This window comes from Parvibaculum sp., from assembly GCF_039973015.1.
GTDB lineage: Bacteria > Pseudomonadota > Alphaproteobacteria > Parvibaculales > Parvibaculaceae > Parvibaculum.
This window is the reverse complement of sequence record NZ_JBDWLT010000005.1, coordinates 68,350-94,307: the sequence shown is the minus strand read 5'-3', so window position 1 is coordinate 94,307 and position 25,958 is coordinate 68,350. Positions and strand designations below refer to the sequence as shown.

24 protein-coding genes are annotated in these 25,958 nt (G+C 59.6%); 13 read left to right on the top strand and 11 right to left on the bottom strand.

What is annotated here, in order from left to right; all coding sequences use genetic code 11:
• The first annotated feature begins 26 nt into the window (after positions 1–26).
• Complete coding sequence (locus ABJO61_RS03900) at positions 27–1,379, top strand: oxygenase MpaB family protein (RefSeq protein WP_348322809.1); 1,353 nt, start codon at positions 27–29, stop codon at positions 1,377–1,379.
• Positions 1,380–1,390: 11 nt separating this feature from the next.
• Here the strand turns inward: ABJO61_RS03900 and ABJO61_RS03895 are convergent, their stop codons facing one another.
• The 6 genes from ABJO61_RS03895 to ABJO61_RS03870 all read right to left on the bottom strand — a co-directional run bounded on the left by ABJO61_RS03895 (position 1,391) and on the right by ABJO61_RS03870 (position 7,152).
• The gene (locus tag ABJO61_RS03895) at positions 1,391–2,752 is read right to left on the bottom strand and encodes a HAMP domain-containing sensor histidine kinase (protein ID WP_348322808.1); all 1,362 of its coding nucleotides are present in this window, start codon (positions 2,750–2,752) and stop codon (positions 1,391–1,393) included.
• Positions 2,753–2,886: 134 nt separating this feature from the next.
• The gene (gene queF / locus ABJO61_RS03890) at positions 2,887–3,363 is read right to left on the bottom strand and encodes a preQ(1) synthase (protein ID WP_348322807.1); all 477 of its coding nucleotides are present in this window, start codon (positions 3,361–3,363) and stop codon (positions 2,887–2,889) included.
• Positions 3,364–3,373: 10 nt separating this feature from the next.
• A complete protein-coding gene (locus tag ABJO61_RS03885) occupies positions 3,374–3,742 on the bottom strand; it encodes a 6-carboxytetrahydropterin synthase (protein ID WP_348322806.1) in 369 nt (122 codons plus the stop codon).
• Positions 3,742–4,374, bottom strand: coding sequence for a 7-carboxy-7-deazaguanine synthase (queE, locus tag ABJO61_RS03880; protein WP_348322805.1), 633 nt, complete (start codon positions 4,372–4,374; stop codon positions 3,742–3,744). The genes ABJO61_RS03885 and queE overlap by 1 nt, the downstream gene beginning before the upstream one ends.
• A gap of 4 nt (positions 4,375–4,378) precedes the next feature.
• Positions 4,379–5,092 (bottom strand): 7-cyano-7-deazaguanine synthase QueC, encoded by a 714-nt coding sequence (gene queC / locus ABJO61_RS03875; protein ID WP_348322804.1) that lies wholly within the window; start codon positions 5,090–5,092, stop codon positions 4,379–4,381.
• 119 nt (positions 5,093–5,211) lie between these two features.
• Positions 5,212–7,152, bottom strand: coding sequence for a DUF1302 domain-containing protein (locus ABJO61_RS03870; protein ID WP_348322803.1), 1,941 nt, complete (start codon positions 7,150–7,152; stop codon positions 5,212–5,214).
• A 264-nt stretch (positions 7,153–7,416) separates the two neighbouring features.
• Here ABJO61_RS03870 and ABJO61_RS03865 point away from each other — a divergent pair, with 264 nt between their 5' ends.
• Positions 7,417–7,968, top strand: coding sequence for a PadR family transcriptional regulator (locus ABJO61_RS03865; protein WP_348322802.1), 552 nt, complete (start codon positions 7,417–7,419; stop codon positions 7,966–7,968).
• Between the two features lie 88 nt (positions 7,969–8,056).
• Here ABJO61_RS03865 and ABJO61_RS03860 read toward each other — a convergent pair whose 3' ends face one another.
• A complete protein-coding gene (locus ABJO61_RS03860; protein ID WP_348330655.1) occupies positions 8,057–10,408 on the bottom strand; it encodes a TonB-dependent hemoglobin/transferrin/lactoferrin family receptor in 2,352 nt (783 codons plus the stop codon).
• Between the two features lie 49 nt (positions 10,409–10,457).
• Positions 10,458–10,673, bottom strand: coding sequence for a hypothetical protein (locus tag ABJO61_RS03855; protein WP_348322800.1), 216 nt, complete (start codon positions 10,671–10,673; stop codon positions 10,458–10,460).
• Between ABJO61_RS03855 and ABJO61_RS03850 the strand changes: the two genes are divergently transcribed.
• The 11 genes from ABJO61_RS03850 to ABJO61_RS03800 all read left to right on the top strand — a co-directional run bounded on the left by ABJO61_RS03850 (position 10,672) and on the right by ABJO61_RS03800 (position 23,785).
• Entirely contained in the window at positions 10,672–12,525 is a 1,854-nt protein-coding gene (locus ABJO61_RS03850; RefSeq protein ID WP_348322799.1) for an extracellular solute-binding protein, read from the top strand. The genes ABJO61_RS03855 and ABJO61_RS03850 overlap by 2 nt on opposite strands.
• A 114-nt stretch (positions 12,526–12,639) precedes the next feature.
• Complete coding sequence (gene eno / locus ABJO61_RS03845; RefSeq protein WP_348322798.1) at positions 12,640–13,914, top strand: phosphopyruvate hydratase; 1,275 nt, start codon at positions 12,640–12,642, stop codon at positions 13,912–13,914.
• A 70-nt stretch (positions 13,915–13,984) separates the two neighbouring features.
• Positions 13,985–14,338 carry a septum formation initiator family protein gene (locus tag ABJO61_RS03840; RefSeq protein ID WP_348322797.1) on the top strand — a complete coding sequence of 118 codons (354 nt, stop codon included), beginning with the start codon at positions 13,985–13,987 and terminating at the stop codon, positions 14,336–14,338.
• Between the two features lie 162 nt (positions 14,339–14,500).
• Positions 14,501–15,565, top strand: coding sequence for a pyruvate dehydrogenase (acetyl-transferring) E1 component subunit alpha (gene pdhA / locus ABJO61_RS03835; protein WP_348322796.1), 1,065 nt, complete (start codon positions 14,501–14,503; stop codon positions 15,563–15,565).
• Positions 15,566–15,570: 5 nt separating this feature from the next.
• A complete protein-coding gene (locus ABJO61_RS03830) occupies positions 15,571–16,977 on the top strand; it encodes a pyruvate dehydrogenase complex E1 component subunit beta (protein WP_348322795.1) in 1,407 nt (468 codons plus the stop codon).
• 11 nt (positions 16,978–16,988) lie between these two features.
• A complete protein-coding gene (locus ABJO61_RS03825; RefSeq protein ID WP_348322794.1) occupies positions 16,989–18,320 on the top strand; it encodes a pyruvate dehydrogenase complex dihydrolipoamide acetyltransferase in 1,332 nt (443 codons plus the stop codon).
• Positions 18,320–19,717, top strand: a complete 1,398-nt coding sequence (gene lpdA / locus ABJO61_RS03820; RefSeq protein ID WP_348322793.1) for a dihydrolipoyl dehydrogenase — start codon at positions 18,320–18,322, stop codon at positions 19,715–19,717. Before ABJO61_RS03825 ends, lpdA begins: the two co-directional genes overlap by 1 nt.
• A gap of 203 nt (positions 19,718–19,920) precedes the next feature.
• Positions 19,921–20,655 carry a TerC family protein gene (locus ABJO61_RS03815; RefSeq protein ID WP_348322792.1) on the top strand — a complete coding sequence of 245 codons (735 nt, stop codon included), beginning with the start codon at positions 19,921–19,923 and terminating at the stop codon, positions 20,653–20,655.
• Positions 20,656–20,679: 24 nt separating this feature from the next.
• Positions 20,680–22,200 (top strand): sulfatase, encoded by a 1,521-nt coding sequence (locus tag ABJO61_RS03810; RefSeq protein ID WP_348322791.1) that lies wholly within the window; start codon positions 20,680–20,682, stop codon positions 22,198–22,200.
• 111 nt (positions 22,201–22,311) lie between these two features.
• Entirely contained in the window at positions 22,312–23,277 is a 966-nt protein-coding gene (lipA, locus tag ABJO61_RS03805; RefSeq protein WP_348322790.1) for a lipoyl synthase, read from the top strand.
• A complete protein-coding gene (locus ABJO61_RS03800; RefSeq protein WP_348322789.1) occupies positions 23,246–23,785 on the top strand; it encodes a type II toxin-antitoxin system RatA family toxin in 540 nt (179 codons plus the stop codon). Before lipA ends, ABJO61_RS03800 begins: the two co-directional genes overlap by 32 nt.
• Before the next feature lies 1 nt (position 23,786).
• Here ABJO61_RS03800 and ABJO61_RS03795 read toward each other — a convergent pair whose 3' ends face one another.
• The 3 genes from ABJO61_RS03795 to ABJO61_RS03785 are packed head-to-tail and all read right to left on the bottom strand — an operon-like array spanning position 23,787 to position 25,946.
• Complete coding sequence (locus tag ABJO61_RS03795; protein WP_348322788.1) at positions 23,787–24,281, bottom strand: CinA family protein; 495 nt, start codon at positions 24,279–24,281, stop codon at positions 23,787–23,789.
• Positions 24,278–24,778, bottom strand: coding sequence for a phosphatidylglycerophosphatase A (locus ABJO61_RS03790; RefSeq protein WP_348322787.1), 501 nt, complete (start codon positions 24,776–24,778; stop codon positions 24,278–24,280). Before ABJO61_RS03790 ends, ABJO61_RS03795 begins: the two co-directional genes overlap by 4 nt.
• A 4-nt stretch (positions 24,779–24,782) precedes the next feature.
• Entirely contained in the window at positions 24,783–25,946 is a 1,164-nt protein-coding gene (locus ABJO61_RS03785) for a bifunctional 2-C-methyl-D-erythritol 4-phosphate cytidylyltransferase/2-C-methyl-D-erythritol 2,4-cyclodiphosphate synthase (protein ID WP_348322786.1), read from the bottom strand.
• Positions 25,947–25,958 lie beyond the last annotated feature (12 nt).

The following is a 25,958-nucleotide window of genomic DNA, read 5'->3' as shown; positions in this document are numbered from 1 at the left end:
ATGAATCGTAAGTTTTGGAGGGACGGATGGAAAGCCTCACAGCGCTCGAAGCACGGGTCGCGGCCCAGCGCGAAGACCTGCCCGAGATGTACGGCAAGGTGGATTTCACAATCACGCCGGAGCGCTTTGCGGGGGGTCTGGACGATCCATGCATGCAGCTGAACGAGAACGACCGCAAGGAACGCACGCGGCTTCTCTCGAACCCCGAAACCGTTGCGCGCGCCCGTGCCTATACGATGCTGGGCGACGCCACATCCGACGCCTATGCGGCGCTGATGCCGGAATACGGCTTTCGCGGGCTAATTGCCATGCTGACCGAGGCTTGCGACAAGGGCGTGGAAAACGTAGCCGACGCACCGCGCGAGCTTGTCGCCTTCATCCGCGAAATGGAAGCGACGCCGGACTGGATCGACATGAGCATGATCGAGGAGGGCGCGCGGGTAAGCCGCAACCCGACGGCCAATCTCGCGCCCTTCGTTGTGCGGGGCGCTTTTGTGGCGACCTTCCTCAACAAATATTCCGCGCTCCCCATGGCGATGACCGGCACGCTGTCGCACGAGACAGCGGTGCGCCGGATCAAGGAGACGGCGAGCTTCTTTACAACTACATCGCTGCCCGGCGCGCTGGAGCGCTTCGGAACCGGCTTCAAGGCGGCTGCCATGGTGCGGCTTATGCATTCCATGGTGCGCTACAACATTCTCAGGAGCGGACGCTCGTGGGATGTGGCGACTTATGGCATTCCGGTACCGCAGGTGGACCAGATGCCGGCGGGCACCATTGCCGTCTTCCTGCTTGCCTTCCAGATGATCCGCGAAGGACGCATGGAATTCACGCCTGCAGAGCGCGCCTTCGTGGAATTCAACCGTTATCGCTGCTGGTTGCTTGGTCTGCCCGAAGACCTGTTGCCCACGACGCCGCAAGGCATTTACGAGGCGATGGCGGTCTATTCGGGGACGTTGCGCGACGGTTATGACGACGAAACCTGCGGTGCTCTGGTGCGGGCCACGATGGCGGCCTATTTCCCCTCGGATCGCTCGCTCAAGAGCCGTATCTTCAACGCTCTGGAGCGCGTATTCGCGCGCGTCTATTTCAATCGCGCCTTCCTGCGCGGCGACAAGACGGGCAAGGCCAGGCTCATGGGCGTTCAGTTGCGGCCCTATGATTTTCCGGTCTTCATTGCGCTCGGAATTTTCGTTTTCGGACGGGAAAAGCTCTATGGGCTTGCGTTGCGTATTCCCGCGCTCCGCCAGGCGACGGACCGCCGCCTGATCAGGAAAATAGATCGTCTGCTGGTCGAGTATGGTCACGCGGAATACACGACCGATGCGTCGAAATACAAGGACGAGACGATTCGCAACGCACAGGCCAAGGCAGCTTAGACAAAGACGGCTCAGGCCACCGCGCTTTCGCTTGCAGGCAGGGTGATGACCGAGCGCGGCAACGTGACGGTCGCTATCGTACCGGCGCCCGGCTCGCTTTCGAGCGTGAAGCGGCCTTTCATCATGCGAAGCAGCTCTGTAACAAGGGCAAGCCCGAGGCCTGCGCCTTCGAAGGCACGGTCGAGCCCGGCATCGGCCTGCCAGAAGGGCGTGAGTGCCTGTTCGACCTCTTCTTTCGACATTCCGATACCGGTATCGCGAATACGGATAACCGCGCCACCATCCGGTGTTGCCGACAGTTCCATTGTGACCGATCCGCCTGCGGGCGTGAACTTCACCGCATTGTTGAGCAGATTGATCAGAACCTGTTTCAGACGGCGCTCGTCGGTCTCAATGATCGGGAAGGGTGGCACGGAATCGAAGATGAGTTTCACATTTCCTCGTTCCGCACGCCCGCGAACGATGGCGAGACAGTTGTTGCAGACGCGCGCGAAGTCGATCTTGTGCGGTGTGATGGCGAGGCCGTCGAGTTCAATGCGCGAAAGATCAAGGATGTCATTCACGAGTGAAAGCAGGTGTGAGCCGGCATTGTGGATGTCGTGGCTGTAACCCAGATAGCGGGGACTGCCGAGCGGGCCGAAGATTTCCTTTTGCATGGTCTCGGAAAAACCGAGGATTGCGTTGAGCGGCGTACGCAGTTCATGACTCATATTGGCAAGGAACTCCGTCTTCGCCTTGTTCTCACGTTCAACGGAGGCAAAAAGCTGTGCCTTGGCGAGTGCATTCGCCAGCTTTTCCTCGCGCACGGCGGCATCGGCACGCATTGCAATCAGGCGTCGATTGCTGCGGAGACGGATATCCTGCGCAAGCGTGGCCATGGCCATCGCCATGAACATCATGAAACTGAAATGGAGGGCTTCACGCTCGAACCCGGTGGTTAGATACGCCGAGGCGAGCCAGATAGACAGGATGAGAAGGAAAGAAAGGAGAAGGTGAAAGCGGGAAAGGAAGAAGAGCCCCATGGCGACGAGCAGGAGGCCGAAATTGGTCGATTGATGCACATCGTCCGTCAGATACATCTGGATGGCCGAGTTCAACACGCATAACCCGACGAGCGTAAATCCGGCGGCGAGAGAAAAACGTATATCCAGAGGTCCCGATTTGACGCCAAAACCTATCGCCGCAGATATTGCAGCACTACCGAGCGCAATGGCGATCATTTCTCGGCGTAGATCGGCGGGCAGTACGAGTGCGTGCGCAACGGCGAAAATCACGAACAGGACCGCGACAGATATGGAGATAGGGAAAAGCGACTCGTGGAACGCCGCATTCAGTTCGCGTCTGACGTGATCCGCTTCCGGATTTTCCGTCATCCGTTTTTTCTGCGGCACGTCGGAACACTCCATGCGCGCGGACGGCTCATGCTATCCGCGTTCTGTTCCCCCGGCTGACAGACTAGAATCCGGGCGTAAATTAAAACTTAATTGAAAAGCGGGAAATCGGCCGGTCAGCCGCGGCCGCGATAGGGCGCTACGCCTTGATCCGGGATCCATACGCCTGCCGGCAGCTTTCCCTTCTGCCAGAAGACGTCGATAGGGATGCCGCCGCGCGGATACCAGTATCCGCCTATTCTGATCCATTTCGGGACGAGAAGCGTGGCGAGACGCTTGCCGATGGCCACGGTGCAGTCCTCGTGGAAGGCGCCGTGATTGCGGAAGGACTGCATGTAGAGTTTCAGCGATTTGGATTCGACCAGCCATTTGCCCGGCACATAGTCGATGACGAGATGCGCGAAGTCAGGCTGCCCGGTTACCGGACAGATGGAAGTGAATTCGGGAACGGTGAAGCGCGCGACGTAATTCGAGTCTGCATGGGGATTGGGTACGCGTTCCAGAATCGCATCCTCGGGAGAGGAGGGAACAGGCGTTGCTGTTCCGAGCAGGGTGACGCCTTTCGCCGCAGTTTTTTTCGGTGCCTTCGCCATCTCGTGTTTCCTACTCAGCTTCCGGGCCGTCATAGACGCAGCCTTCCCGGCAAGACGCCCGATGGATCTCGACCCGTGCGATTTCGGGCAGAGGGGCCGCAAGTTCACGCCATATCCAGGCTGCGATATGTTCCAGCGTTGGCAGATCCAGACCTTCGATTTCGTTGAGAAGATGATGGTCGAGTTTTTCGCGCACAGCCATGACTTCGCGTTCGAGATCCTCGAAATGACGCACGAGGCCCGTCGAGATGTCGGGTTTGCCTGACAGCCAGACGACGACGCGGAATGAATGTCCATGCATCCGCCGGTTGGGGTGACCTTCCTCCGCATAGGGAAGGAAGTGGGCCGCATCGAAAAAGAACTCTTTGTAGATTCGCATCAGGGAATACCGATCAACTTGTGCGTCTGGAGGCTGAGCCGCCATTTCGGATGGGCGAGACAATAAGCCGTCGCCGCGCGTGTGTTCTCCTCCGCTTCTGCGCCATCCATCGGCTGCAGAAAGAAATACCGGAAGTCGAGTCCTTCGAACCGCTCCGGCTGTGCTTTCGCTTGCGGATAGACGAGCTTCAACTCGTCGCCGCGAAGCTGCTTCAGTTCCGCGTCGGCCTTGGGGCTGACGCAGATCCAGTCAATGCCGTCCGGCGCCGCGAGCGTACCGTTGGTCTCGACCGCAATCTCGAAGCCCTTATCATGAAGAGCGGCGATAAGCGCCGCGTCCAGTTGCAGCAGGGGCTCGCCGCCGGTGCAAACGACGAAACGGTCATGCGCCACGCCGCTTGCCCATACGGCTTCGATAGCGCCCGCAAGAGCATCCGCATTGGCGAACTTTCCACCGCCTTCGCCGTCCGTTCCAACGAAATCCGTATCGCAAAAGGTGCAGACCGCGTTCGCGCGATCCTGCTCCCGGCCGGTCCAGAGATTGCAGCCTGCAAAGCGGCAGAAGACCGCGGGGCGCCCGGCATTCGCGCCTTCTCCCTGCAGTGTGTAGAAAAGTTCCTTCACCGAATACATGGGCTTACGCCTCGCCCGAGACATAGGCGGCATAACCCTTTGCGCGCAATTCGCAAGCAGGGCAGGCGCCACATCCATAGCCCCAGTCATGGCGCTTTGAACGGTCGCCGCGATAGCAGCTATGGCTGTCCTCGATAATGAGGTCGACCAGCGCCTTGCCGCCGAGCTCTTCCGCCAGCTTCCATGTGGCTGCCTTGTCGATCCGCATGAGCGGTGTTTCGAGCCTGAAAGGCTTGTCCATGCCGAGCGTGATGGCCTGTTCCAGTGCCCTGATGGTGTCGGAACGGCAGTCCGGATAACCGGAATAATCCGTTTCGCACATGCCGCCGATGAGGGCGGCAGCTCCCCGCCGATAGCCGAGGGCCGCGGCATAGGTAAAGAAGAGGAGGTTGCGTCCCGGCACAAAAGTCGTCGGCAAGCCGTTTTCGCCCATCTCGATCTCGACGTCGCGGGTGAGCGCAGTGTCGCTGATCCGGCCAAGCTCCGCGAGCGATAGCATGTGATCGGGCCCGAGCTTTGCCTCCCATTCCGGGAAAACCGTCGAAAGGCGGCTGAGCAGCGTTTGACGGCAATCGAGCTCCACGGCATGGGCCTGCCCGTAGTCGAAGCCGACAGTCTCGACTTCGTCATAGCGCGCAAGCGCCCAGGCGAGGCAGACCGTCGAATCCTGCCCGCCGGAGAAAAGCACAAGCGCCCTGGTTCTGGCCGTTTTTGTCATCGTCTGGATGCTCCGTCGGGGGTGTTGAACAGGAGCGGCCGCGCGCCGTCAAGCAGGCAAGGAAAAGCCCCGGAAAGTGCTGACTTTCCGGGGCCTTGTTGTCGTGTGCCGAGACTGTATCAGAACGAGTAGGAAACGCTCGCCATGACGAAGTCACGGTCATGAGTGGGATTGTCGAAGCCGGCACCGAAGATGTTGGTGTAGCTCAGGCTGCCCCGCCAGGTGCTCTGATAGTCGGCAGCGATGCCGATGGAGACCTGCTTCATGCCTTCGAGATAGTTCGCCGTGTTCGGTCCGGGCGAGTTGCCCTGCACGTCATGCCGCCAGGAGATGCTGGGCGTCAGCGTGAACGGTGTACCGAATGCGTTGTTGTAGGTCGGCGCGAAGACGATCCGGTAGCCATAGGACACGTCGTCGGCATATTCCGCATTCGTAACGCCATTGGTCAGGAGACCGGCGGCGAACGGGTTGCGGATCGCGGCCTCGGGGCCCGAACGGTTGAGCGGATAGTTGCTCGCCTCCGGCACATAGACGAAGCCGGCGTTGAAGACGAGAGCGGCCGTATCGGCGCGCAGGAAGGCCGGGATCGGATCGCTCGTACCCCAGAGCTTCACAGTACCGATCTGACCCTGAACGGCATCGAGTTCGATCATGTGAACCGTGTCCTCGTTCGGACCGGCGGCGGGCAGCGCGCTGACATTGCCGGGTGAGCCGAGAAGGCCGCCCGATGCGCCAGTACCGTCGAGCTGCGAGGCGTTCTGCTCGAGATCCGACACGCCGAAGGGCATGTCGGGCGAGAAGGTGAGTTCGCCGGAGACGGCAGTGCCGCTGACCGTGGTTGCGAAGCTCGCGCCAAGCGTTTCGATGGTGGGAAAGCTGTAGAAATACTTCAACTGACCCGCTGCATAGGCGAACGCCGCATTGTTGAGAGGATCGCCGGGAGTACCGCAAGCGGGCCCGGGAATGGCTGCCTGCACAACGGCGCACGCACTGGTGAGATCGTCCGGTCCCGTCGTGAAGCCGAGATAGGGAAGGCGGCTTGTGTAACGAATGCCGTAGAAGCCGAAATCGACACCTTGGCCAAGGTCTTCCGCGTAATAGCGAAGCGCAACGCCGAATTGATTGGTTTCGCTCTCGATACGGTCCCCCGTCCGCTGAACCGCGATGGGAACGATCGGGTTGGGCGGAAAGGTTCCGGGCGGGAAAGCGAGATCGGGATTGTCGACGAGCGCATTAAGCAACGCCGGCAGCGAACCGCGGCCGGTGATGTCGTCCGTCGAGAAGAACGAACCCGCCGGATCGAGCTCCGTCTGTTCATAGGCGAACTGCCAGAAGGCTTCGACCGAGAAGTTCGGCGTGATCGTCGTCGAGGCGAAGATCATCGGCATCGGGGTCAGCGCGTCCTTGAGTTCCGCGCCGGGAGTACGGATACGGGTAACGTCGAGCGCCTGGAAGGCATTGACGCCGCCCTGAATGAAAAGGCTTTCGCCCCAGTTCAGGACCTGATTGCCGAAGCGGACGGTCGTGTAGTGACCATCGATGTCCCAGTTGCCGTAGACAAAGGCGTCGAGGATATCGACGTCATAGGCAAGCTGGTCTCTCGCATCGGGTTCGAGATTGCGGAAATCGAGATCGTTGTCGTCGTAGACGAAATCGTAGAAGGCCGTCGGACGAAGGAAGAAGCCATAATTCTCCCACGTGCCCTGAACGTCCATGGTGGCCTTCACCGTCTTGTTGACGAAGTCCCACTGGTCGTAGTTCAGGTTGCCGTTATCCGAGTTGAGGCCCGTCGTCCGGCCGTCGCTGGTCGCGCAGCCGCCATTGACCGGATTGTACTTCGTGCAATCCCGGTCGCTCGCGCGAAGCGTGACGCCCGCCGAGATTGTGGTGTCGATGCTGAGGTTCATCTCGCCGAACCGGTAGGATTCGGCGTGTGCTGCCCCGGAAAAAAGAAGAGCGGAAGCAAAGGCTGCCGCTACGGAAAATTGCGCCCCTGACCGGCGAAAAAACTCACGCGCCGGTTCATTCGTGACAGGCGAACGTCCTGCCGATACTATCATTTTGCAGTTTCCTCCCGCTGGTTGGATTCTTGGTCTGCCCCTGAGACTGATGGCGGATTGAGAAGTAGCGGCCGGCTCCGCCGGAACCGGCCACAAGGTGGTGAGGGATGCTGGCCTTTTGCGAGGGATCGAGGAGGGATTTCGCTTTAGGTCAATCATTATTGTTACAAAGATTTATAGGTGAGAAACACCTAATAACGGTTGACTTATCTTGAAACGGCACAGGTATCAAATGCCTGATCTGCTGACGGGGGAGGAAGCGGATTGAATACGAAGGAACTGTTGCTCAGTGTCCTCATGGGGGGGCCTGCGACGGGCTATGACATCAAGAAGACGATGGAGAACGAGGTCTCGACGCTACTCGACGTCAGCCTTTCGAATCTCTATCCGGCTTTGAATGAATTGGCCGCGGAGGGGCTGGTGACCTACCGCAAGGTGGAGCAGGACAGCCGGCCAAACAAAAAAGTCTACGAATTGACTGAGGCTGGCCGAAATACCTGCCTCAATGGGCTCATGTCCGGAGATGCACGCCACAGGCTGCGCTCCGAATTCATCTTCATTTTGAGTTTTGCTCCTTTCCTGCCGCGCTGGCGGGTGAAGGAGTTGCTCGACCATCGGCTCGCGGATACCAACGAAACCTTGCGGGATCTCGACCGGCGAGAGGCAGAGGAAACCCTCCAGAAAGGCCAGAAATTCTGTATCGGTTTCGGCCGGGCCATGATGGAAGCCCAGCGCGATTACATCCTCAAACACGGGGCGGAGCTGCTCAGCAGTTGTCCCGAGGATGTGCCGATGGCGATGGCGTCGCACGGCTGACAGACCGCGGCCAGAGGCGGCCGGCAAAAAAGAACGCCCGGGCTGGCACGGCCCGGGCGCTCAAGTCGACGCGGTACTGCGGACCGCGTCAGAAGGTCAGTTCGAGACCGACCTTTACGAACCGGCCGAAGCCGACCTGCTGCTCGATTGGATTGAGAACCTGGACGGCGAGGGTCGCGTCCGTGCCGATCGGGAAGCCGGACGTCTCCGCCGGGAAGTAGCGCTGGTCGAGGAGGTTGTAACCAGCGGCCTTGAGCTTGACGCCGGGCATGAACTCCCATGAGGCAAGCAAGTCGAAGGTGACGTATCCGGACGGCGCGAAGTCGGTTGCCGGGTCTGCGACGCGCGTTGTTGCCTTCTGGAGTGTTGTCACGAGTTCGATGTCGAGACCGTGCTCCGGTTCGACGTAGTTGAGGCCAAGCACGACATTGAGCGGCAAGGCTCCGTTGAAGTTGGTTTCCGCGGCGCCAGCCGTCGCCTGTTGTGTGCCCCGCATATGTGAAGCGGCAAAATTTGTGCGCCAGTGGGGGGCAAGCTGCCACGCACCCGAAGCTTCCACGCCCTGGACATTCACGCTCGCCAGATTGTCGTAGGTGAGGTCCGTTGCCGAGCCAGGAACGGAAACGAAATTCTGGATGAAGTCCTTGTAGTCAGCCTGAAAGTAATTAACCGAGAAGAAGCCGCGAGAGAACTCGCCGCGCAGACCCACTTCATAGCTTTTGACCGACTCTGGCCTGAGGTTCGGATTGGGAACCAGCGCGAAGAACGGAAGACTGTTCAGCGACTGATAAAGCTGCTGGGCCGTCGGCATTTTGAAGCCTTCGGAATAACCGGCATAGATGGAGTAGGGCCCCCAGACATCCAGGACGCTGCCGAATTTCAGTTGCAGATCGGATTCCTCCATCTGCCGCGGCTCAGCGCCGGGAACGATCTGGTAGTTCGCGTCTGGATGCGGCGTGATCTTGTAGTAGGAGTTGCGTACACCCGGAATGAGCGTCAGCCGGTCTCCGAAGAATCCGATTTCGTCCTGGAGGTAGACGTCTGCGCGTGTCGTGTCGGCATTCGCGAAGTTGAAACCGCCAGCAACCGCAACGGTCGACGTATTGGCCGTGAGATTGTTGGTGATATCGACGCGCTCATATTCCGTTTCGACATAATCGCCGTCGAAACCATAGGTGAGCCGGTTGTTGACCCCGCCGATAGCGAAGCTCGATCCGAACTGGATATCAGCTTCATAAAAATCTTCGGAATATTTCAGGCTGTCGATCCGTTGCTCGAAATCGCCGGAGGGCAGAAGTGTGCGGCGGCGGTCGCCCTTGCGGTCGATGCTCTGCGGCGAGTAGGTGATCTGCCAATCGAGCGTGTCGAGCCATGCGGCGCCGACATCCCATTGCTGGTCCAGAGAGACGCGCCAGCGCTCCACGTCCTGTGTGCGGCGATAGCCGGTTTGTACATAGGTTGCCGCCGTTTCGTTGGCAGCGTTCTGGTCTACATCCGTTTCGCGTGTGTAGTACTCGCCGGTCAGTCGGAACTGGTTCCCCGCCGAAGGCGACCATACGAATTTGGTCAGTATGTTGTTCGACGCGATGTCCTGTTCATCGAGTTCATTGCAGGGCGTGGCGAGCGGATCGCGTGGACAGGTTCCACCCGGCGTCGCTTCATTGCGCGCGGTCGTGAGCTCCGGCTCGTTTGCGTCGCGTCGCGTCACTGTGAGAAGCGCTTCCACGGCATTCGGGGCGTCGCTAAGGCGGAACGCGCCGGTCACGGATTCGACATAGGAATTGTCGAGGGAGCTGTAGGAAGCCATTGCAGAGCCAGCGACCATATCGTCAGCGTTTTTGAAGTAGTCGGAGGGATCCTTGGTGACAAAATTGACGACGCCGCCAATACCATCCGAACCCCACAGAACGGAGGAGGGGCCGCGCACGACTTCGACGGCTTTCATGTTGCTCGTGTCGACGATGTCGCGGGTGTTGTCGGTGATGCCCTCAATAGTGCGGGATCCATCGACGATGATCTGGGTGCGATTGCCGCCGACGCCGCGGATCTGGATTCCGCCTGCGCTATCGAAGGGATCGGCCGCGCTGACCTGTCGGGAAACGGCGATACCGGGCTCGTAACGGAAGAGCTCTTTCACCGTATTGTCCATGCGCTGGTCCAGCTGCCGGGACGTGATACGCGATACGTTGGCCGGTGTGTCGAAAAGCGAACGCTCGCCTCGCGCAGCGGTGACGGTGATCGGAGAAAAGACGTAGGCGCTGACATCGGCATCCTTTTCGTCGTTTTCCGTTTCGTTTTTCTCCAGGGCGGTATCGTCCCCGGTGGCTAACTCTTGCGCCATGGCTGCGCTGCAGAGAGCGGCGAAGGTGAGAGTGAGTGCGATGGCTGTGCCGGCAAGAAGGCCGGACGTGACTCGTCGTGTGCTTGTGCTGGATGACATGGAACGCCCCCCGGGTTCGGTCGTGACTGGACGCCGCTCAAACTGAAGTTCAAGCGGCCGGGATGCGGTTCGGCGTGCCATTCGAAACGCGGGGCGACTCATATTGCAAATAAGAGTCATTCGCAATATCAAAATGAGAACCAATCGCAACAAATTCATGGCATGTTGCGCCGCGCACCGGCGGACAGGGCAAACGAGAAAAGGAGCGAGCAGGAATGATGCGGCTTGAGAACCACGCTTGGATGAATTCGACGAAGCGGTTCATGGCATTTCTCTGCCTCGCGTTCTGCGCCTTGGGGGCAAGCGGTGGTGCCGAGGCAGCGGAAGGGCTCTACCACGTCGAAGCCTCGAAGGAGCCGGCCTATCCCTCTGTCTCGATCGGACGCAAACCGCTTTACGGAGAAAACTTTCAACATTTTCCCTGGGTCAATCCGGCGGCGCCGAAAGGCTGCCGCATGACGGAGTCGGCGCGCGGCTCCTTCGACAGTCTCAATACCTGGATCGTGAAGGGACGTTCGCCGACCCCGATTCACGGTGCCCTCTATGACGGGCTGCTGGTCGCATCACCCGACGAGGATATGGTTTCCTATGGTTTGATCGCGAACCGTGTCGAGGTCTTCGACGATGGCCGCCGAGTGCGCTTTTATATTGATCCGCGTGCTGTCTTTCACGATGGCGTGCCCGTGAAGGCGTCCGATGTGGTCTTTACCGCAAAGACCTTCCAGAAGGACGCGCGGCCCTTTTATCAGTTGATGCTCAAGCAGATCGAAGTGAAGGCACTCGACGAGCGCACCGTCGAGATCCGGCTTCCCCAAGGGATGGAACCGACGGCAATTCTCGAATTCGGCGAGATGCCTGTCATACCGGAGCATTATTGGCGCGACCGTGATTTCGGCGCGACGACGCTCGATCCCTTCCTCGGCAATGGACCTTACCGTTTTGGCAGCATAGACGCGGGGCGGCGGCTCATCCTCGAACGGGTGAAGGATTATTGGGCGAAGGATCTGCCGGTAAACAAGGGATTGTTCAATTTCGACGAACTCGCCTTTGAATATTTCTTCGATGAAACAGGATCGTTTCAGGCCTTTCTCGCAGGTGACATCGACAAGTTCGTGGATATGAGCGCCCAGCGCTGGGAAACCATGTACGACACGCCTGCGGTGCGCGACGGCCGCATAAAGCGCTTCACCGTCGAAGCGTGGTGGCCGCTCGGCATGAACGGTTTCTTCTTCAACCTGCGCGAGGAGCGCTTCGCCGATATTCGCGTTCGCAAGGCGCTTTCGCTGCTTTTCGATTTCGAATGGCCGAACGAGAATGTGTTTCACGGTGCCTATCGCCGCACGCGCAGCTATTTCCAGAATTCGGAGTTCGCGGCGGACGAGCCGCCGACGGCGGAAGAAAAGGCGCTGATGGAGCCGTGGCGCCAGCGGCTTCCCGATGAGGCTTTCCGGCAAACGTGGTCACCGCCGGTGACGGATGGCAGTGGCCGCGACCGCGATAATTTCCGCAAGGCGCTTGATCTCTTTGCCGAGGCGGGTTGGCGCTATCGGGATGGCAAATTGAGAAACGATGCCGGCGATGTGTTTCGCTTTCGTATCCTCACCAACAGCCAGTCGCAGGAGGCGGTGCTGACACCCTTCTTCAACAATGCGAACCGCGCCGGCATAGACGCAGGGCTGGAAGTAATCGATAACGCCGCCTATGAGGCGCGGCTGAAGGCGCGCCGTTTCGATATTGCCTATCGCTTCTACATTCCGCCGGTCATTCCCGGTGAAGAACAGCTTCGCATGTGGGGAGCAGCCGGGGGCGGTGCGGAGAAGGACAATCTGATCGGTCTTGAAAATCCGATGATCGACAGCTTCGCCCGCAAGCTCGCGGAGGCGCGCACCCTGGAGGACAAACGGCTTTACGCGAAGGTGCTCGACCGGGCGCTGCAATGGGGAAATTACGCGATTCCCTCCTTCCACGACCCCTATGCGATGGGCCGGATCGCTTATTGGGACCGCTTCGCCATGCCGGACAGTCGCCCAAAAAGCGGCATTGGCGACCAGAGCTGGTGGTGCAAGGCGGCAGAGCAGGATGAGGCGGCGAAGAACACCGAAAATGGCCGGCCCTGATGGGAAAATGAGCGATTAGCCCCTTTCGCCCCGGACTTCACTCCGCTATGAAAACCGCGACCGGGCCGGACGGGCCTGACCTGCCGAAACAATCGTAACAAGAGACGGAACGACATGGCCGCCATCATCGACATCATCGGGCGCGAAATTCTGGATAGCCGGGGGAATCCGACAGTCGAGGTGGATGTGCTGCTGGAGGATGGGGCGCTCGGCCGCGCGGGTGTGCCGTCAGGTGCCTCGACCGGCGCGCACGAAGCCGTGGAGCTTCGCGACGGCGGCCCGCGCTACATGGGCAAGGGCGTGCTGAACGCGGTGAGCGCGGTCAATGGCGAGATATTCGATGCCATCGGCGGCATGGACGCATCCGAGCAGATACAGATCGACCGTGCTCTGATTGAACTTGACGGAACGGACAACAAGGCCCGTCTTGGCGCGAACGCGATCCTTGGCGTGTCCCTCGCCGTGGCGAAGGCACAGGCTGCCTCGCTTGGCCTGCCGCTCTTCCGCTATGTGGGTGGCCCTGCCGCGCGTGTGCTGCCCGTGCCGATGATGAACATCGTGAATGGCGGCGAACATGCCGACAATCCGATCGACATCCAGGAATTCATGATCATGCCCGTGGCGGCAAGCTCCATCGCGGATGCAGTGCGCATGGGGTCGGAAGTCTTTCACACGCTCAAGGGCGAGTTGAAGGCCGCAGGCCATAATACAAATGTGGGCGATGAAGGCGGCTTCGCGCCAAACCTCGCTTCGACGGAAGAAGCGCTCGGCTTCATCATGAAGGCGATAGAGAAAGCGGGCTACAAGCCGGGCGACGACATGTATCTTGCGCTCGACGCCGCTTCGACAGAGTTCTTCAAGGACGGCGTTTACGACCTCAAGGGTGAGGGCAAGAAGCTCGATGCCGGCGGCATGGTCGATTATTGGGCGGACCTTGCCGGCAAGTACCCGATCATCTCCATCGAAGACGGGATGGCCGAGGACGACTGGGAGGGCTGGAAGGCGCTGACAGACCGCATCGGCGGCAAAGTTCAGCTCGTTGGCGACGATCTCTTCGTCACGAACAAGCGTCGCCTCGCAGACGGTATCGCAAAGGGCGTCGCAAATTCCATCCTCGTGAAGGTGAACCAGATTGGCTCGCTCACGGAGACCCTCGAATCCGTCGAGATGGCGCACAAGGCGAGCTACACGGCCGTCATGTCGCATCGTTCCGGCGAAACGGAAGATGCGACGATTGCCGATCTCGCGGTCGCGACCAATTGCGGTCAGATCAAGACCGGCTCGCTTGCGCGCTCCGACCGGCTCGCAAAATACAACCAGCTCATCCGTATCGAGGAGGCCCTCGGGGCGACGGCCGAATATGCCGGCAGGGGCATTCTGAAGGTCTGAGTCACACCAGACTCCGATTTACATGAATCCTGCTTGACCGTTGGAATCACTATGTGATTCCCTCTTGTTCATGGACAGTTACACGGTGATTCGCACTTCCGAACCTCTTCGCCTGCGGCAGGCGTTGATCCCGTTCGTCTGCATCATCGTTCTTGGCTATTTCGCCTATCACGCTGTCTATGGGCGCCACGGCTTTATTTCCTGGCTCGATATCCAGAATCGCACCGACACGCTTCAGCACCAGCTTGACGAGGTGCAGACCAAGCGCGAACAGCTCGATCGCCAGGTCGCGCTGTTGCGCCCGGAAAGTCTCGATCCCGACCTTCTCGATGAGCGTGCGCGCGCGGCTCTGGGGTATGGCGGGCCAAACGAGGTCGTGATTTTCCTGGAGCCGCAGCCCGGCAGGATGCAATCCCCGCGCTAGCGGGCGGCTATTCCCCGGCGGCACTTAACTGAAATCAAGTTAATTTCTGTTTTTGTCATTGAAACCAAATATTTATGAGCCACTTCTAAAGTGTGGCGCGGGTGGCCATTTGTGCCACTATTGTCGTGCTTGTCTTCAATTTCCGGCGTCGAGGCCCCCTGAATGACGTCCAAATCATCGTCCGGCAAAGCGGCAAAATCCGCTCCCAAGCAGGCTCAGAAGAAACCCCCGAGAAAATCCGATAGCGGCCCGGCGTCGCTTTCGAAGGATGAAGAGCTGCAGGCCTATCGCGACATGCTGCTGATCCGCCGCTTCGAGGAGAAGGCTGGGCAGATGTATGGCATGGGTCTCATCGGCGGCTTTTGTCACCTCTATATCGGACAGGAAGCCGTCGTCGTCGGCATGCAGGGCGCGATAAAGGAAGGCGATCAGGTCATCACTGGTTATCGCGACCATGGTCATATGCTCGCGACCGGCATGGACCCGAAAGGCGTCATGGCGGAATTGACCGGCCGTGAAGACGGCTACTCGAAAGGCAAGGGCGGCTCGATGCATATGTTCAGCGTCGACAAAGCCTTCTACGGCGGACACGGCATTGTCGGTGCGCAGGTGCCGCTCGGCACAGGCCTCGCCTTCGCGAACAAGTACCGCGAGAACGATCATGTCTGCCTCACCTATTTCGGTGACGGCGCCGCGAACCAGGGCCAGGTCTACGAGAGCTTCAACATGGCCGAACTCTGGCAGTTGCCAGTCATCTACGTGATCGAAAACAACCAGTACGCCATGGGTACGAGCGTTGCGCGCGCAAGTGCGCAGACGAACCTCGCCAAGCGCGGCGTGAGCTTCAATATTCCAGGTGAACAGGTGGACGGCATGGATGTGCGCGCCGTGCGCGAAGCCGGCAAGCGCGCCGCCGAATGGTGCCGTGCGGGCAAAGGCCCTTACATCCTTGAAATGATGACCTATCGCTATCGCGGGCACTCGATGTCCGATCCGGCGAAATACCGCGCCAAGGAAGAAGTGAACAAGATGCGCGCCGAGCACGACCCTATCGAGCAGGTAAGGCTGCGGCTCATCGAAGCGAAAGCCCTGTCGGAAGACGACCTGAAGAAAATCGACAAGGAGATCAAGGCGATCGTCAATGAGGCCGCTGAGTTCGCGCAGGCGAGCGAGGAACCGGATGCCTCTGAACTCTGGACCGATGTTCTTGCAGACGTGGAGGCGTGACGCTTATGTCGATTGAAGTGCTCATGCCTGCTCTCTCACCGACCATGGAAGAGGGCACGCTCGCCAAATGGCACGTGAAGGTTGGCGACACGGTCAGCGCCGGCGACGTGATCGCCGAGATTGAAACGGACAAGGCCACGATGGAGGTCGAGGCAGCGGACGAAGGCACCGTCGCCAAACTCCTTGTCGATGAAGGCACAGAGAATGTAAAGGTGAATGATGTCATCGCGCTGCTTGCGGGCGACGATGAGGATGTCGCCGACGTGAAATCGGAAGAACCCAAAAAGACGGAGCCGAAGAAAGAAACGCCGAAGACGGATCCAGGTCAGGGTGAAAAAACAAGCCGTGAAAGCGGTGAAAAGGCGAAAAAGGAAACCGCAGCACCCAAAGTCGAGGTGAAGAGCGATCCGGACATTCCCGAAGGCACTGAATATGCCTCGCAGACGGTGCGCGAGGCTTTGCGGGATGCGATGGCCGAAGAGATGCGACGCGACGACCGCGTCTTCGTGATGGGCGAGGAAGTTGCGCAATACGAGGGCGCCTACAAGGTGACCCAGGGTCTGCTCGCCGAGTTCGGCGACAAGCGCGTGGTCGATACGCCGATCACGGAACATGGTTTTGCCGGTCTCGGCGTCGGCGCTGCAATGGCTGGGCTCCGTCCCATCGTCGAGTTCATGACCTTCAATTTCGCCATGCAGGCGATGGACCAGATCATCAACTCGGCCGCGAAGACGCGCTACATGTCGGGTGGGCAGATGTCTTGTCCCATCGTCTTCAGAGGTCCTAACGGCCCTGCGGCACGCGTCGGTGCGCAGCACAGCCAGGACTATGCGTCGTGGTATGCGCATATTCCGGGCTTGGTCGTGATCGCACCTTATTCGGCATCTGATGCCAAGGGGCTTTTGAAGGCTGCGATCCGCGACCCGAACCCCGTTGTCTTTCTTGAGAATGAAGTGCTCTACGGCAAGAGCTTCGATGTGCCGAAGCTCGACGATCATGTGCTTCCCATCGGCAAGGCGCGGGTGATGAAAGAGGGGGCGGACGTGACCCTCGTCTCGCACAGCCACGGCATCACCTACTGTCTTGAAGCGATGGCGAAGCTCGAAGAAGAAGGGCTCGATGTCGAACTGATCGACCTGCGTACCATTCGCCCGCTCGATATGGACACGGTGATCGCATCGGTGAAAAAGACGAACCGTCTCGTCACCGTCGAGGAGACCTGGCCTGTCTGCGGCATCGGCGCGGAAATTGCCGCCGAGGTTCAGGCAAGGGCCTTCGACTATCTCGATGCGCCGATCCTGCGCGTTGCGCAGAAGAACGTGCCGATGCCTTACGCGGCCAATCTCGAAAAGCTCGCGCTGCCTAGCGCCGAAGAAGTGATAGAGGCGGTGAAAACCGTCTGCTATCGCTGAGGAGCGCGGTCATGCCCACACCCATCCTGATGCCCGCCCTTTCGCCGACCATGGAGGAAGGCACGCTTGCCAAATGGCACGTGAAGAAAGGCGACAGCGTAAGCGCCGGCGATGTCATCGCCGAGATTGAAACGGACAAGGCGACCATGGAAGTGGAAGCCGTGGACGAGGGGACCATTGGCAAGATTCTTGTCGATGAAGGTACGGAAGGCGTGGCCGTCAACAAACCTATCGCCGTGCTGCTCGAAGAAGGCGAGGGCGAGGACGCGCTCGAAGGCTACGATGCCTTGAAGGATACGCCTGTGGCGCCGCCGAAAGACACGGAAGCGGAGGCTGAAAAACCGGCCGGGGAAAAGTCCGAACCGACGCCTGTAAAGTCCGAGACGAAGAAACCTGCGGCGGACACAGGAGGCAAGGCGCCCCCTGCACCGGAGACTGCGAAAGGCGAACGCGTGTTTGCCTCGCCGCTCGCGCGCCGGATCGCGGACCAGCAGGGTATCGACCTGACGGCGGTTTCAGGTTCCGGTCCGCATGGCCGCATCGTCAAAGCCGATCTGGAAGGTGCGGCAAAATCTGCACCGAAGAAAGCGGCAGGTGCGTCCGGTTCGACGCAAGGTCCGATGCCATCCATCGACCCGCGCGCCTTCTACGAGAAAGGCACATATGAGGAAGTGCCGCTCGACGGCATGCGCAAGACCATTGCGCGTCGCCTCACGCAGTCGATGCAGGAAATTCCGCATTTTTATCTGACGATAGATTGCGAGCTTGATGAATTGCTCGCCGCGCGGAAAAAGCTGAACGAGGAGGCGGGCGAGGGCATCAAGCTTTCGGTCAACGATTTCCTTATTCGTGCCGCCGCTCTTGCACTGATAAAGGTGCCGGATGCGAATGTAAGCTTCGCAGGCAATGCGCTCCTGAAGCACAAATCGGCCGATATCGGCATTGCGGTCGCGCTCGACGGCGGCCTCATAACACCGATCATTCGCGGCGCGGAAAAGAAAGGCCTCGCCGAAATTTCGGAAGAGGCGAAATCGCTCGCTGCCCGCGCCCGCGACAAGAAACTCAAGCCTGCCGAGTATGAAGGCGGCAGCTTTTCGATTTCCAATCTGGGCATGTTCGGCATCAAGCATTTCACTGGCGTCATCAATCCGCCCCAGGCAGCGATTCTCGCCGTCGGCAAGGGCGAGGAACGGCCGGTCGTGAAGAGCGGCAAACTTGAAATCGCCAATGTCATGACAGTCACCATGTCCTGCGACCACCGCGCCATCGACGGCGCGCTTGGCGCGCGTTTTCTCGAGGCTTTCAAGTCTTACGTGGAATATCCCGCAAGGATGCTTCTCTGATGGCCGAGCAATACGATCTCGTTGTAATCGGGTCCGGTCCCGGCGGTTATGTTGCCGCGATCCGTGCATCGCAGCTCGGCCTCAAGACTGCTATCGTGGAGCGAGATGCGCTGGGCGGCATCTGCCTCAACTGGGGATGCATTCCGACCAAGGCGCTGCTCCGCTCGGCGGAAGTTTACGAGACGCTGCACAAGCTCGATGAGTTTGGCTTGAAAGCCGATAACATCGGGTACGACGCCGAGGCGGTCGTGAAGCGCAGCCGCAATGTCGCCGGACAGCTCTCGAATGGCGTTACGTTCCTCATGAAGAAGAACAAGATCGATGTCATCGAAGGCAGCGGCAAGCTGGCCGGCGACGGCAAGGTTGCGGTGGAGGCAAAAGACGGGAAGACGAGCGAAATCACCACGAAGAACATCATTCTCGCGACAGGTGCCCGCGCGCGAACCATCGAAGGCCTGGAACCGGATGGCAAGGCGATCTGGACCTATCGTGAGGCGATGGTGCCACAGGCGATTCCGAAATCGCTTATCGTGGTTGGTTCCGGCGCCATCGGCATTGAATTCGCAAGCTTCTATCGCGCCTTCGGCGCCGAAGTGACGGTGGTCGAGGTACTGAATCGCATCCTGCCCGTTGAGGACGAAGAGATTTCGAAGGAAGCGGCAAAGGCGTTCAAGAAGCGCGGCATCCGCTTGCTCACCGGTGCGAAGATCGGCAAGACGGAAGTCACCGCGAGCGGTGCGAAAATGCGCGTAACCGTGAACGGCAAAGACGAAACCCTCGACGCTGAGAAGATCATTTCCGCCGTCGGCATTGTGGGCAATGTAGAGAATATCGGGCTTGAGAAGGCGGGCGTGAAGATCGAGAAGACCCATGTGGTTGTCAACGAATGGCTGGAGACTGGCGTAAAGGGCATTTATGCCATCGGCGACCTCGCCGGCCCGCCCTGGCTTGCGCACAAGGCCAGTCACGAAGGCATTCTCGCTGCCGAGCGTATCGCGGGCGTGAAGAATGTTCATCCGATCAACACGCGTCTCATACCGGGTTGCACCTACTCGACGCCTCAGATCGCAAGCGTCGGACTCACCGAGGCAAAGGCGAAAGAGGCGGGCTACGAGGTCAAGGTCGGCCGTTTCCCGTTTCGGGCGAACGGCAAGGCCATCGCACTGGGTGAGACGGAAGGTTTCGTGAAGACCGTTTTTGACGGAAAGACCGGAGAACTTCTCGGAGCGCATATGATCGGTGCCGAGGTTACAGAACTCATTCAGGGCTATGGCGTCGCCATGACGCTGGAGACTACGGAAGCCGAACTGATGCAGGCCGTGTTCCCGCATCCCACTCTCTCCGAGATGATGGGGGAGGCGGTACTCGACGCATATGGGCGGGTTCTCCATACCTGATGCCCCGCGTCATTAAGGGTTGCCGGGCGCTTTTTCCCGCCGAGCCTGAATACGGGCTCGAATCAGCCCTTTCAGGACTTTAGTTTTCGCCCGTGCGGAACGAAAATGGCGACTTGAAGGTTTTGGCTGATATGTATGACATGAAAGTGTTTTAGTCACAGGCACCGATTAAGCTATCCCGGCGTCGCAACTTCCCGGCCATCATGTTCGAAATTTTTCTGCAGCCTGAGAACTGGGCGAGTCTCGCAACGCTGACGATCCTCGAGATCGTTCTCGGTGTTGACAATCTCATCTTCCTTTCGATCCTTGCTTCCCGTTTGCCGCCGCATCAGCAGAAGCTCGGCCGCCGCCTCGGGCTCGCAGCCGCGGTTGTCACTCGGCTTGCCCTTCTTGCATCCGCCGCATGGATCGTCACGCTGACAAGTCCGGTCCTGGACTTTGGCGACTATGAACTTTCCTGGCGCGACCTCTTGCTGCTGGCCGGTGGTCTTTTCCTCATGGCGAAGGCGACGGTCGAAATCCACCACGCCGTTGAAGGCGAGGAGAACGACAAAAACGGCAAGGAAGCCGTCGCAGCCGGCCTTATGAGCGTCGTATTGCAAATCGCCATCATCGATATTGTTTTCTCTTTCGATACGGTGATGACCGCTGTCGGCATGTCCGATCATTTTCCGATCATGGCCACCGCCGTCATCGTTGCCGTCATCGTCATGATTTTTGCTGCCGAGCCGGTAAGCGGCTTTGTGGAACAGCATCCTACGGTGAAGATGCTTGCCCTCAGCTTCCTGATCCTGATTGGCATTGCGCTTGTCGCGGATGGATTGCACTTCCACATCCCCAAGGCCTATCTCTACTTTGCTGTTGCCTTCTCAATGGGTGTGGAGATGCTGAATCTCTGGGCGAAGAAAAGACGCACGGCGCAGGCAAACGGCGCCTGACGTCCAAACGGGGAGGGGGGAGCCTTGCAAGACAGTTCAGTGTCGACGCCGAAGAATGCAGTGGTGGTTCTTCTCGATAGCCTCAATCGCCATATGCTTGGTGCCTATGGTGGCAGTGAATTCGCGACGCCCAATCTCGATCGCTTCGCGGCTCGTGCAACCCGTTTCACGCGGCATTTCACGGGTTCGCTTCCCTGCATGCCCGCGCGGCACGACATTCTTTGCGGTTCGCTCGACTTTCTCTGGCGGCCATGGGGCTCCGTCGAGCTGTGGGAAGACGCGATAACCTATGAACTCCGCAAGAAGGGTGTGGTGACACAGCTCTTTTCGGACCATCCGCATCTCTTCGAGACGGGCGGCGAGAATTACCACGTGGATTTTACCGCCTGGGACTATCAGCGCGGACATGAAGGCGACCCCTGGAAGACGCGCCCCGATCCAAGCTGGGCCGGCGCCCCGAATTTCATGCGCAAGCACATGCCTTACGACGACTCGCGCGGCTATTTTCGTGGCGAAGAAGATTTCCCGGGGCCCCGTACAATGGGAGGCGCCGCGCGCTGGCTCGCGGACAACGCAGGCCATCATGAGCGTTTCATGCTCTTTGTCGATGAGTTCGATCCGCATGAGCCCTTCGACACGCCGGAGCCTTATGCCTCCATGTACGACCCGGAATGGGAAGGCGCGCATCTCATCTGGCCGCCCTATATGCAGGGCGCAATTGCGAAGGGCGTAATTGATGAACGTCAGGCTCGCCAGATCAGAGCGAGCTATGGCGGCAAGCTCACAATGATCGACAAGTGGTTCGGCAAGATTCTGGACGAACTCGACCGTCACGATCTCTGGAAGGATACGCTCGTCATCTTCTGCACGGATCACGGCCACTATCTTGGCGAGAAGGACATCTGGGGAAAGCCCGGTGTCCCGGTCTACGAACCGCTCGGTCATATTCCCTTGATGATTGCCCACCCAGATGTCGCGCCTGGCAGCTGCGATGCACTGACGACCAGCGTCGATCTCTTCGCGACCCTGGCGGATATGTTCGGTGTCGAGGTGCGCCAGCGAACCCATGGCCGCTCACTGCTGCCTTTGATGCATGGCACGAAATCGTCCGTCCGCGACTGGCTGCTGACTGGCGTTTGGGGGCGCGAGGTTCACTATATCGACGGACGCTACAAATATGCGCGCGGCCCGGCGGGCGACAACGCGCCGCTCAGTATGATGTCCAATCGCTGGTCGACAATGCCAACGCATTTCCTCTCGCGTGAGCAGGAGCTGCCCCTGCCGGACGAGCGAGCTTTCCTGGACCGGATGCCGGGCAGCAGCGTTCCCGTGATCCACCAGCAATGGCAGAAGGGCGACATGGTGCCTTATTGGGCGCTGACGAAGTTCACCGGCCATCACCTGTACGATCTGGAAGAAGATCCGGCTGAAAACCGCAATCTGGCCGGTGAGGCCATCGAAAAGGATCTTGCGGAGCGGCTGCGTGCTGCTCTGATGGAACTTGAAGTCCCGGAAAGCCAGTTTGTGCGGCTCGGTCTCAACTGATACTTGAGGAATGAGCCGTAAACTGCCGTTGAAGCCGCAAGAACAAGCTGGATTTGCTTGAATCGTGCCGAGCGGCTATCCATGTCCTGTCGGCAAACGGTACCGAGTTCCATGGTCACGATCGTAGATACGCTGCAGCCGGGCGCGGTTAAGCCCCGGCACCCCGAAAAGGCAAAGCGCCCGGATACGCCCGTTCTGCGCAAACCCGAATGGATCCGCGTCAAGGCGCCGGGCTCCGCGGTTTATGCAGAGACGAAGCAGATCGTTCGCGAGAACAATCTCGTGACCGTCTGCGAGGAAGCGGGCTGTCCGAATATCGGCGAGTGCTGGACGAAGAAGCACGCGACCATGATGATCATGGGCGATACCTGTACGCGCGCCTGTTCGTTCTGCAACGTGAAGACGGGTCTTCCCGCACCGCTGGATGCGGACGAACCTGAGAATGTGGCGAATGCCGTTGCCAAGCTTGGCCTCCGCCATGTCGTGATTACCTCTGTCGACCGCGATGATCTCGCCGATGGCGGTGCACAGCATTTCGTCGAGGTGATCGAGGCTATCCGACGCCGCTCGCCCGGCACGACCATCGAAATCCTGACACCGGACTTCCTGCGCAAGGAAGGCGCGCTGGAAAAGGTCGTGGCCGCCCGGCCGGATGTCTTCAATCACAATCTCGAAACCGTGCCCCGGCTCTATCTGAACATTCGTCCCGGTGCGCGCTATTTCCATTCGCTGCGCCTTCTCCAGCGCGTGAAGGAGCTCGATCCGACGATCTTCACCAAGTCCGGTATCATGGTCGGTCTCGGCGAGGCGCGCGAGGAAGTCCTTCAGGTCATGGATGACATGCGCTCGGCCTCCATCGACTTCCTGACTATCGGCCAGTATCTGCAGCCGACGCGCAAGCATGCTGCTATCGACCGCTTCGTGACGCCGGAAGAGTTCAAGTCCTATGAGCGCATCGCACGCACCAAGGCCTTTCTCCTCGTCTCGTCGAGCCCGCTGACGCGCTCCTCCTATCACGCGGATGAGGACTTCGCGCGCCTCCGCGATGCGCGCAACGCGGCTGTCGCAAGGGGCTGAAATCGCCATGCCGGCGCATGAGAAAACCCGCGACGTCCCTTATTCGGCGGACGACATGTTCGCACTTGTGGCCGCTATCGACCGCTATCCCGAATTCCTGCCCTGGTGCACCGGCGCGCGCATCCGCCGCCGCGAAATAGAGAACGGCAAGGAAGTTCTGCTGGCAGACCTTATTGTGTCTTACAAGGTTTTCCGTGAGCAGTTCACCAGCCGCGTGAAACTCGACAAGGAAACTCGCCTCATCGATGTCGGCTATGTGCAGGGTCCGTTCAGCTATTTGCACAATAAATGGCAATTCGAACCGCTGCCGGATGGCGGCTGCCGCATCCATTTCTTCATCGATTTCGAGTTCAGGAGCGCCACGCTGCAAAAGATGATCGGCGCGGTGTTCTCCAAGGCGTTCGCGAAAATGATGCAGGCTTTCATCGACCGCGCGGACGAGCTTTATGGTGGCAAGCGGGCCGGGCCGTCCTTTGAAACGGGCAGCCCTGTCCCTTCTTCCAAATAGCCTAGATCATCCGCCGTACGAGATTGAGCGCCGTCTCGATTGCCTTCATACGGACTTCCTCGCGCCCGATATCGCCGAAAAGCTGCATCTCGTGGATGATGCTGCGTCCTTGCCGCGCCGCGCCAAAGTGAACGAGGCCGACCGGCTTCATCGGTGTGCCGCCGCCGGGCCCTGCAATACCCGTCACGGAAACGGAGATGTGCCCGCGTGAATGCTTCAATGCCCCCTCTGCCATCGCGCGCGCAACGGGCTCCGACACCGCGCCAAAATCGGCAATGAGATCGCCCGGCACGTCGAGCATGTCGCGCTTCGCTTCATTCGAATAAACGACGAAGCCGCGCTCCACGATATCCGATGATCCTGCAATCTCCGTAAGCAACCCTGCAACAAGCCCGCCCGTGCAGCTCTCCGCCGTCACGATCTTGAGGTTCGCTTCGCGAGCGTCAGCAAGCGTGAGTTCGGCAAGATGGATGAGGCGGCGGGAAAAGATGCTCATGTCAGAACCATCCAGATAAGGTCGAGCAGAAGGAAGGAGAAGATCGTAAAAAGTGCCGCGATCATGTCGTCGATCATCACACCGAAACCACCCTTGAAACGCCGTTCGATGGCGCTGATCGGCCAGGGTTTGAGAATGTCGAAAAAGCGGAAGAGAAAGAATGCCGAAACCCAGCCGACAGGCGTCATAGGCAACGCGGCAAGAACGAGCAGCACCGCCGAGACTTCATCGATTACGACTTCCGGTGCATCGTCTTTCTCTGCCGCCCGGCAGAAATATCCAGCCGCCCAGATGCCGCCTGCGAAGGCGAGGAGCGAGCAGGCAAGCAGCGCCCAAGCGCCGCCCGTCCAGCCGATTGCAAGCGCGAAAGGAAACGTGAAGAGCGTGCCCCAGGTGCCGGGCGCCGGCCGGATGAGGCCGCTGCCGAACCAGGTCGCGACAAGTGCCGCCGGGTGGCGGAACGGAAGCGAAGGGGGGAGTGCGGTCAAACGGCTCATGCGGTCACCGGAAGACGAGTGTCGCAAGGGCCTGCGCGGCGATGCCTTCGCCACGTCCCGTGAAGCCTAGACCTTCGGTCGTCGTCGCCTTGACGCTCACGCGCGCCATGTCGAGCGCTAGAATGCCGGCAATGCGCTGTCGCATCGAGGAAACATGCGGGCCGATTTTCGGACGTTCGCAAATGAGCGTGAGATCGACATTGGATATTGCGGCGCCTTGCTTTCTTGCAAGTTCGGCGGCGTGAGCCAGGAAAATATCGGATGACGCACCTTTCCATTTTGGATCGCTCGGCGGGAAATGCTGGCCTATGTCGCCCGCGCCGATTGCGCCGAGGATAGCATCCGTAACCGCGTGAAGGCCCGCATCGGCGTCCGAATGACCGACGAGACCAAACTCATGTGGGACTTTAACGCCGCAAAGCCAGACATGATCCCCCGGTCCGAAGCGATGGACATCGAAACCTGTGCCCGTTCTCGTATCACCCCCTCGCATCAGTATCCGCTCCGCACGCTTCAAGTCCTCCGCGCTCGTGATCTTGATGTTGTCTTCGTCGCCCTTGACCATCGCCACTTCGATGCCTGCAGCGCAAGCCACCGCTACATCGTCCGTATAATCCTTGCCGGATGCATGGCGATGCGCTTCGAGGATCGCGCTGAAATGGAAAGCCTGCGGCGTCTGCGCGCGCCAGAGCCCGCTCCGGTCCACCGTTTCGCCCGCGCGCCCTTTTCCAGTCGCCCGGCGGATCGTGTCGGTCAGCGCAATGGCCGCGAGCGCGCCAGCATGGTCTGCAAGCGTTGCGATACAGTCGGTGATCAGACTGGCCGGGACCAGCGGCCTCGCACCGTCATGGATGAGGACATGGTCGGGAGCCGTGCCCGCCAATGCTTCCAGCCCCGCCTTCACGGATGCCTGCCGCGTAGCCCCGCCGGGGCAGGGCGTCATGAGCTTTGGAAGGCCCGCAGCGGCATCCTCATAGGCGTCACGGTCGTCCTCGTGGATGACGGCCAGAACGCTCGAAATACCGGGGTGAGAGGCAAAGGCGGCGAGCGTCCGGCGCAGCACAGGCTCACCGGCAAGCTGACGATACTGTTTCGGCGCGCCCGGGCCTGCGCGACTGCCACGGCCGGCAGCCACAATCAGCGCGGCAACTTTTGGATTTGCTAGCATATTTGCTCATTT

Bases quoted from the DNA above. Each gene is read 5' to 3' on its own strand.
- ABJO61_RS03900 (WP_348322809.1), top strand. From the start codon at position 27: ATGGAAAGCCTCACAGCGCTCGAAGCACGGGTCGCGGCCCAGCGCGAA.
- ABJO61_RS03895 (WP_348322808.1), bottom strand. From the start codon at position 2,752: ATGACGGAAAATCCGGAAGCGGATCACGTCAGACGCGAACTGAATGCG.
- queF (WP_348322807.1), bottom strand. From the start codon at position 3,363: ATGGCGAAGGCACCGAAAAAAACTGCGGCGAAAGGCGTCACCCTGCTC.
- ABJO61_RS03885 (WP_348322806.1), bottom strand. From the start codon at position 3,742: ATGCGAATCTACAAAGAGTTCTTTTTCGATGCGGCCCACTTCCTTCCC.
- queE (WP_348322805.1), bottom strand. From the start codon at position 4,374: ATGTATTCGGTGAAGGAACTTTTCTACACACTGCAGGGAGAAGGCGCG.
- queC (WP_348322804.1), bottom strand. From the start codon at position 5,092: ATGACAAAAACGGCCAGAACCAGGGCGCTTGTGCTTTTCTCCGGCGGG.
- ABJO61_RS03870 (WP_348322803.1), bottom strand. From the start codon at position 7,152: ATGATAGTATCGGCAGGACGTTCGCCTGTCACGAATGAACCGGCGCGT.
- ABJO61_RS03860 (WP_348330655.1), bottom strand. From the start codon at position 10,408: ATGTCATCCAGCACAAGCACACGACGAGTCACGTCCGGCCTTCTTGCC.
- ABJO61_RS03850 (WP_348322799.1), top strand. From the start codon at position 10,672: ATGGCATTTCTCTGCCTCGCGTTCTGCGCCTTGGGGGCAAGCGGTGGT.
- ABJO61_RS03855 (WP_348322800.1), bottom strand. From the start codon at position 10,673: ATGAACCGCTTCGTCGAATTCATCCAAGCGTGGTTCTCAAGCCGCATC.
- eno (WP_348322798.1), top strand. From the start codon at position 12,640: ATGGCCGCCATCATCGACATCATCGGGCGCGAAATTCTGGATAGCCGG.
- ABJO61_RS03840 (WP_348322797.1), top strand. From the start codon at position 13,985: ATGGACAGTTACACGGTGATTCGCACTTCCGAACCTCTTCGCCTGCGG.
- pdhA (WP_348322796.1), top strand. From the start codon at position 14,501: ATGACGTCCAAATCATCGTCCGGCAAAGCGGCAAAATCCGCTCCCAAG.
- ABJO61_RS03830 (WP_348322795.1), top strand. From the start codon at position 15,571: ATGTCGATTGAAGTGCTCATGCCTGCTCTCTCACCGACCATGGAAGAG.
- ABJO61_RS03825 (WP_348322794.1), top strand. From the start codon at position 16,989: ATGCCCACACCCATCCTGATGCCCGCCCTTTCGCCGACCATGGAGGAA.
- lpdA (WP_348322793.1), top strand. From the start codon at position 18,320: ATGGCCGAGCAATACGATCTCGTTGTAATCGGGTCCGGTCCCGGCGGT.
- ABJO61_RS03815 (WP_348322792.1), top strand. From the start codon at position 19,921: ATGTTCGAAATTTTTCTGCAGCCTGAGAACTGGGCGAGTCTCGCAACG.
- lipA (WP_348322790.1), top strand. From the start codon at position 22,312: ATGGTCACGATCGTAGATACGCTGCAGCCGGGCGCGGTTAAGCCCCGG.
- ABJO61_RS03800 (WP_348322789.1), top strand. From the start codon at position 23,246: ATGCGCGCAACGCGGCTGTCGCAAGGGGCTGAAATCGCCATGCCGGCG.
- ABJO61_RS03795 (WP_348322788.1), bottom strand. From the start codon at position 24,281: ATGAGCATCTTTTCCCGCCGCCTCATCCATCTTGCCGAACTCACGCTT.
- ABJO61_RS03790 (WP_348322787.1), bottom strand. From the start codon at position 24,778: ATGAGCCGTTTGACCGCACTCCCCCCTTCGCTTCCGTTCCGCCACCCG.
- ABJO61_RS03785 (WP_348322786.1), bottom strand. From the start codon at position 25,946: ATGCTAGCAAATCCAAAAGTTGCCGCGCTGATTGTGGCTGCCGGCCGT.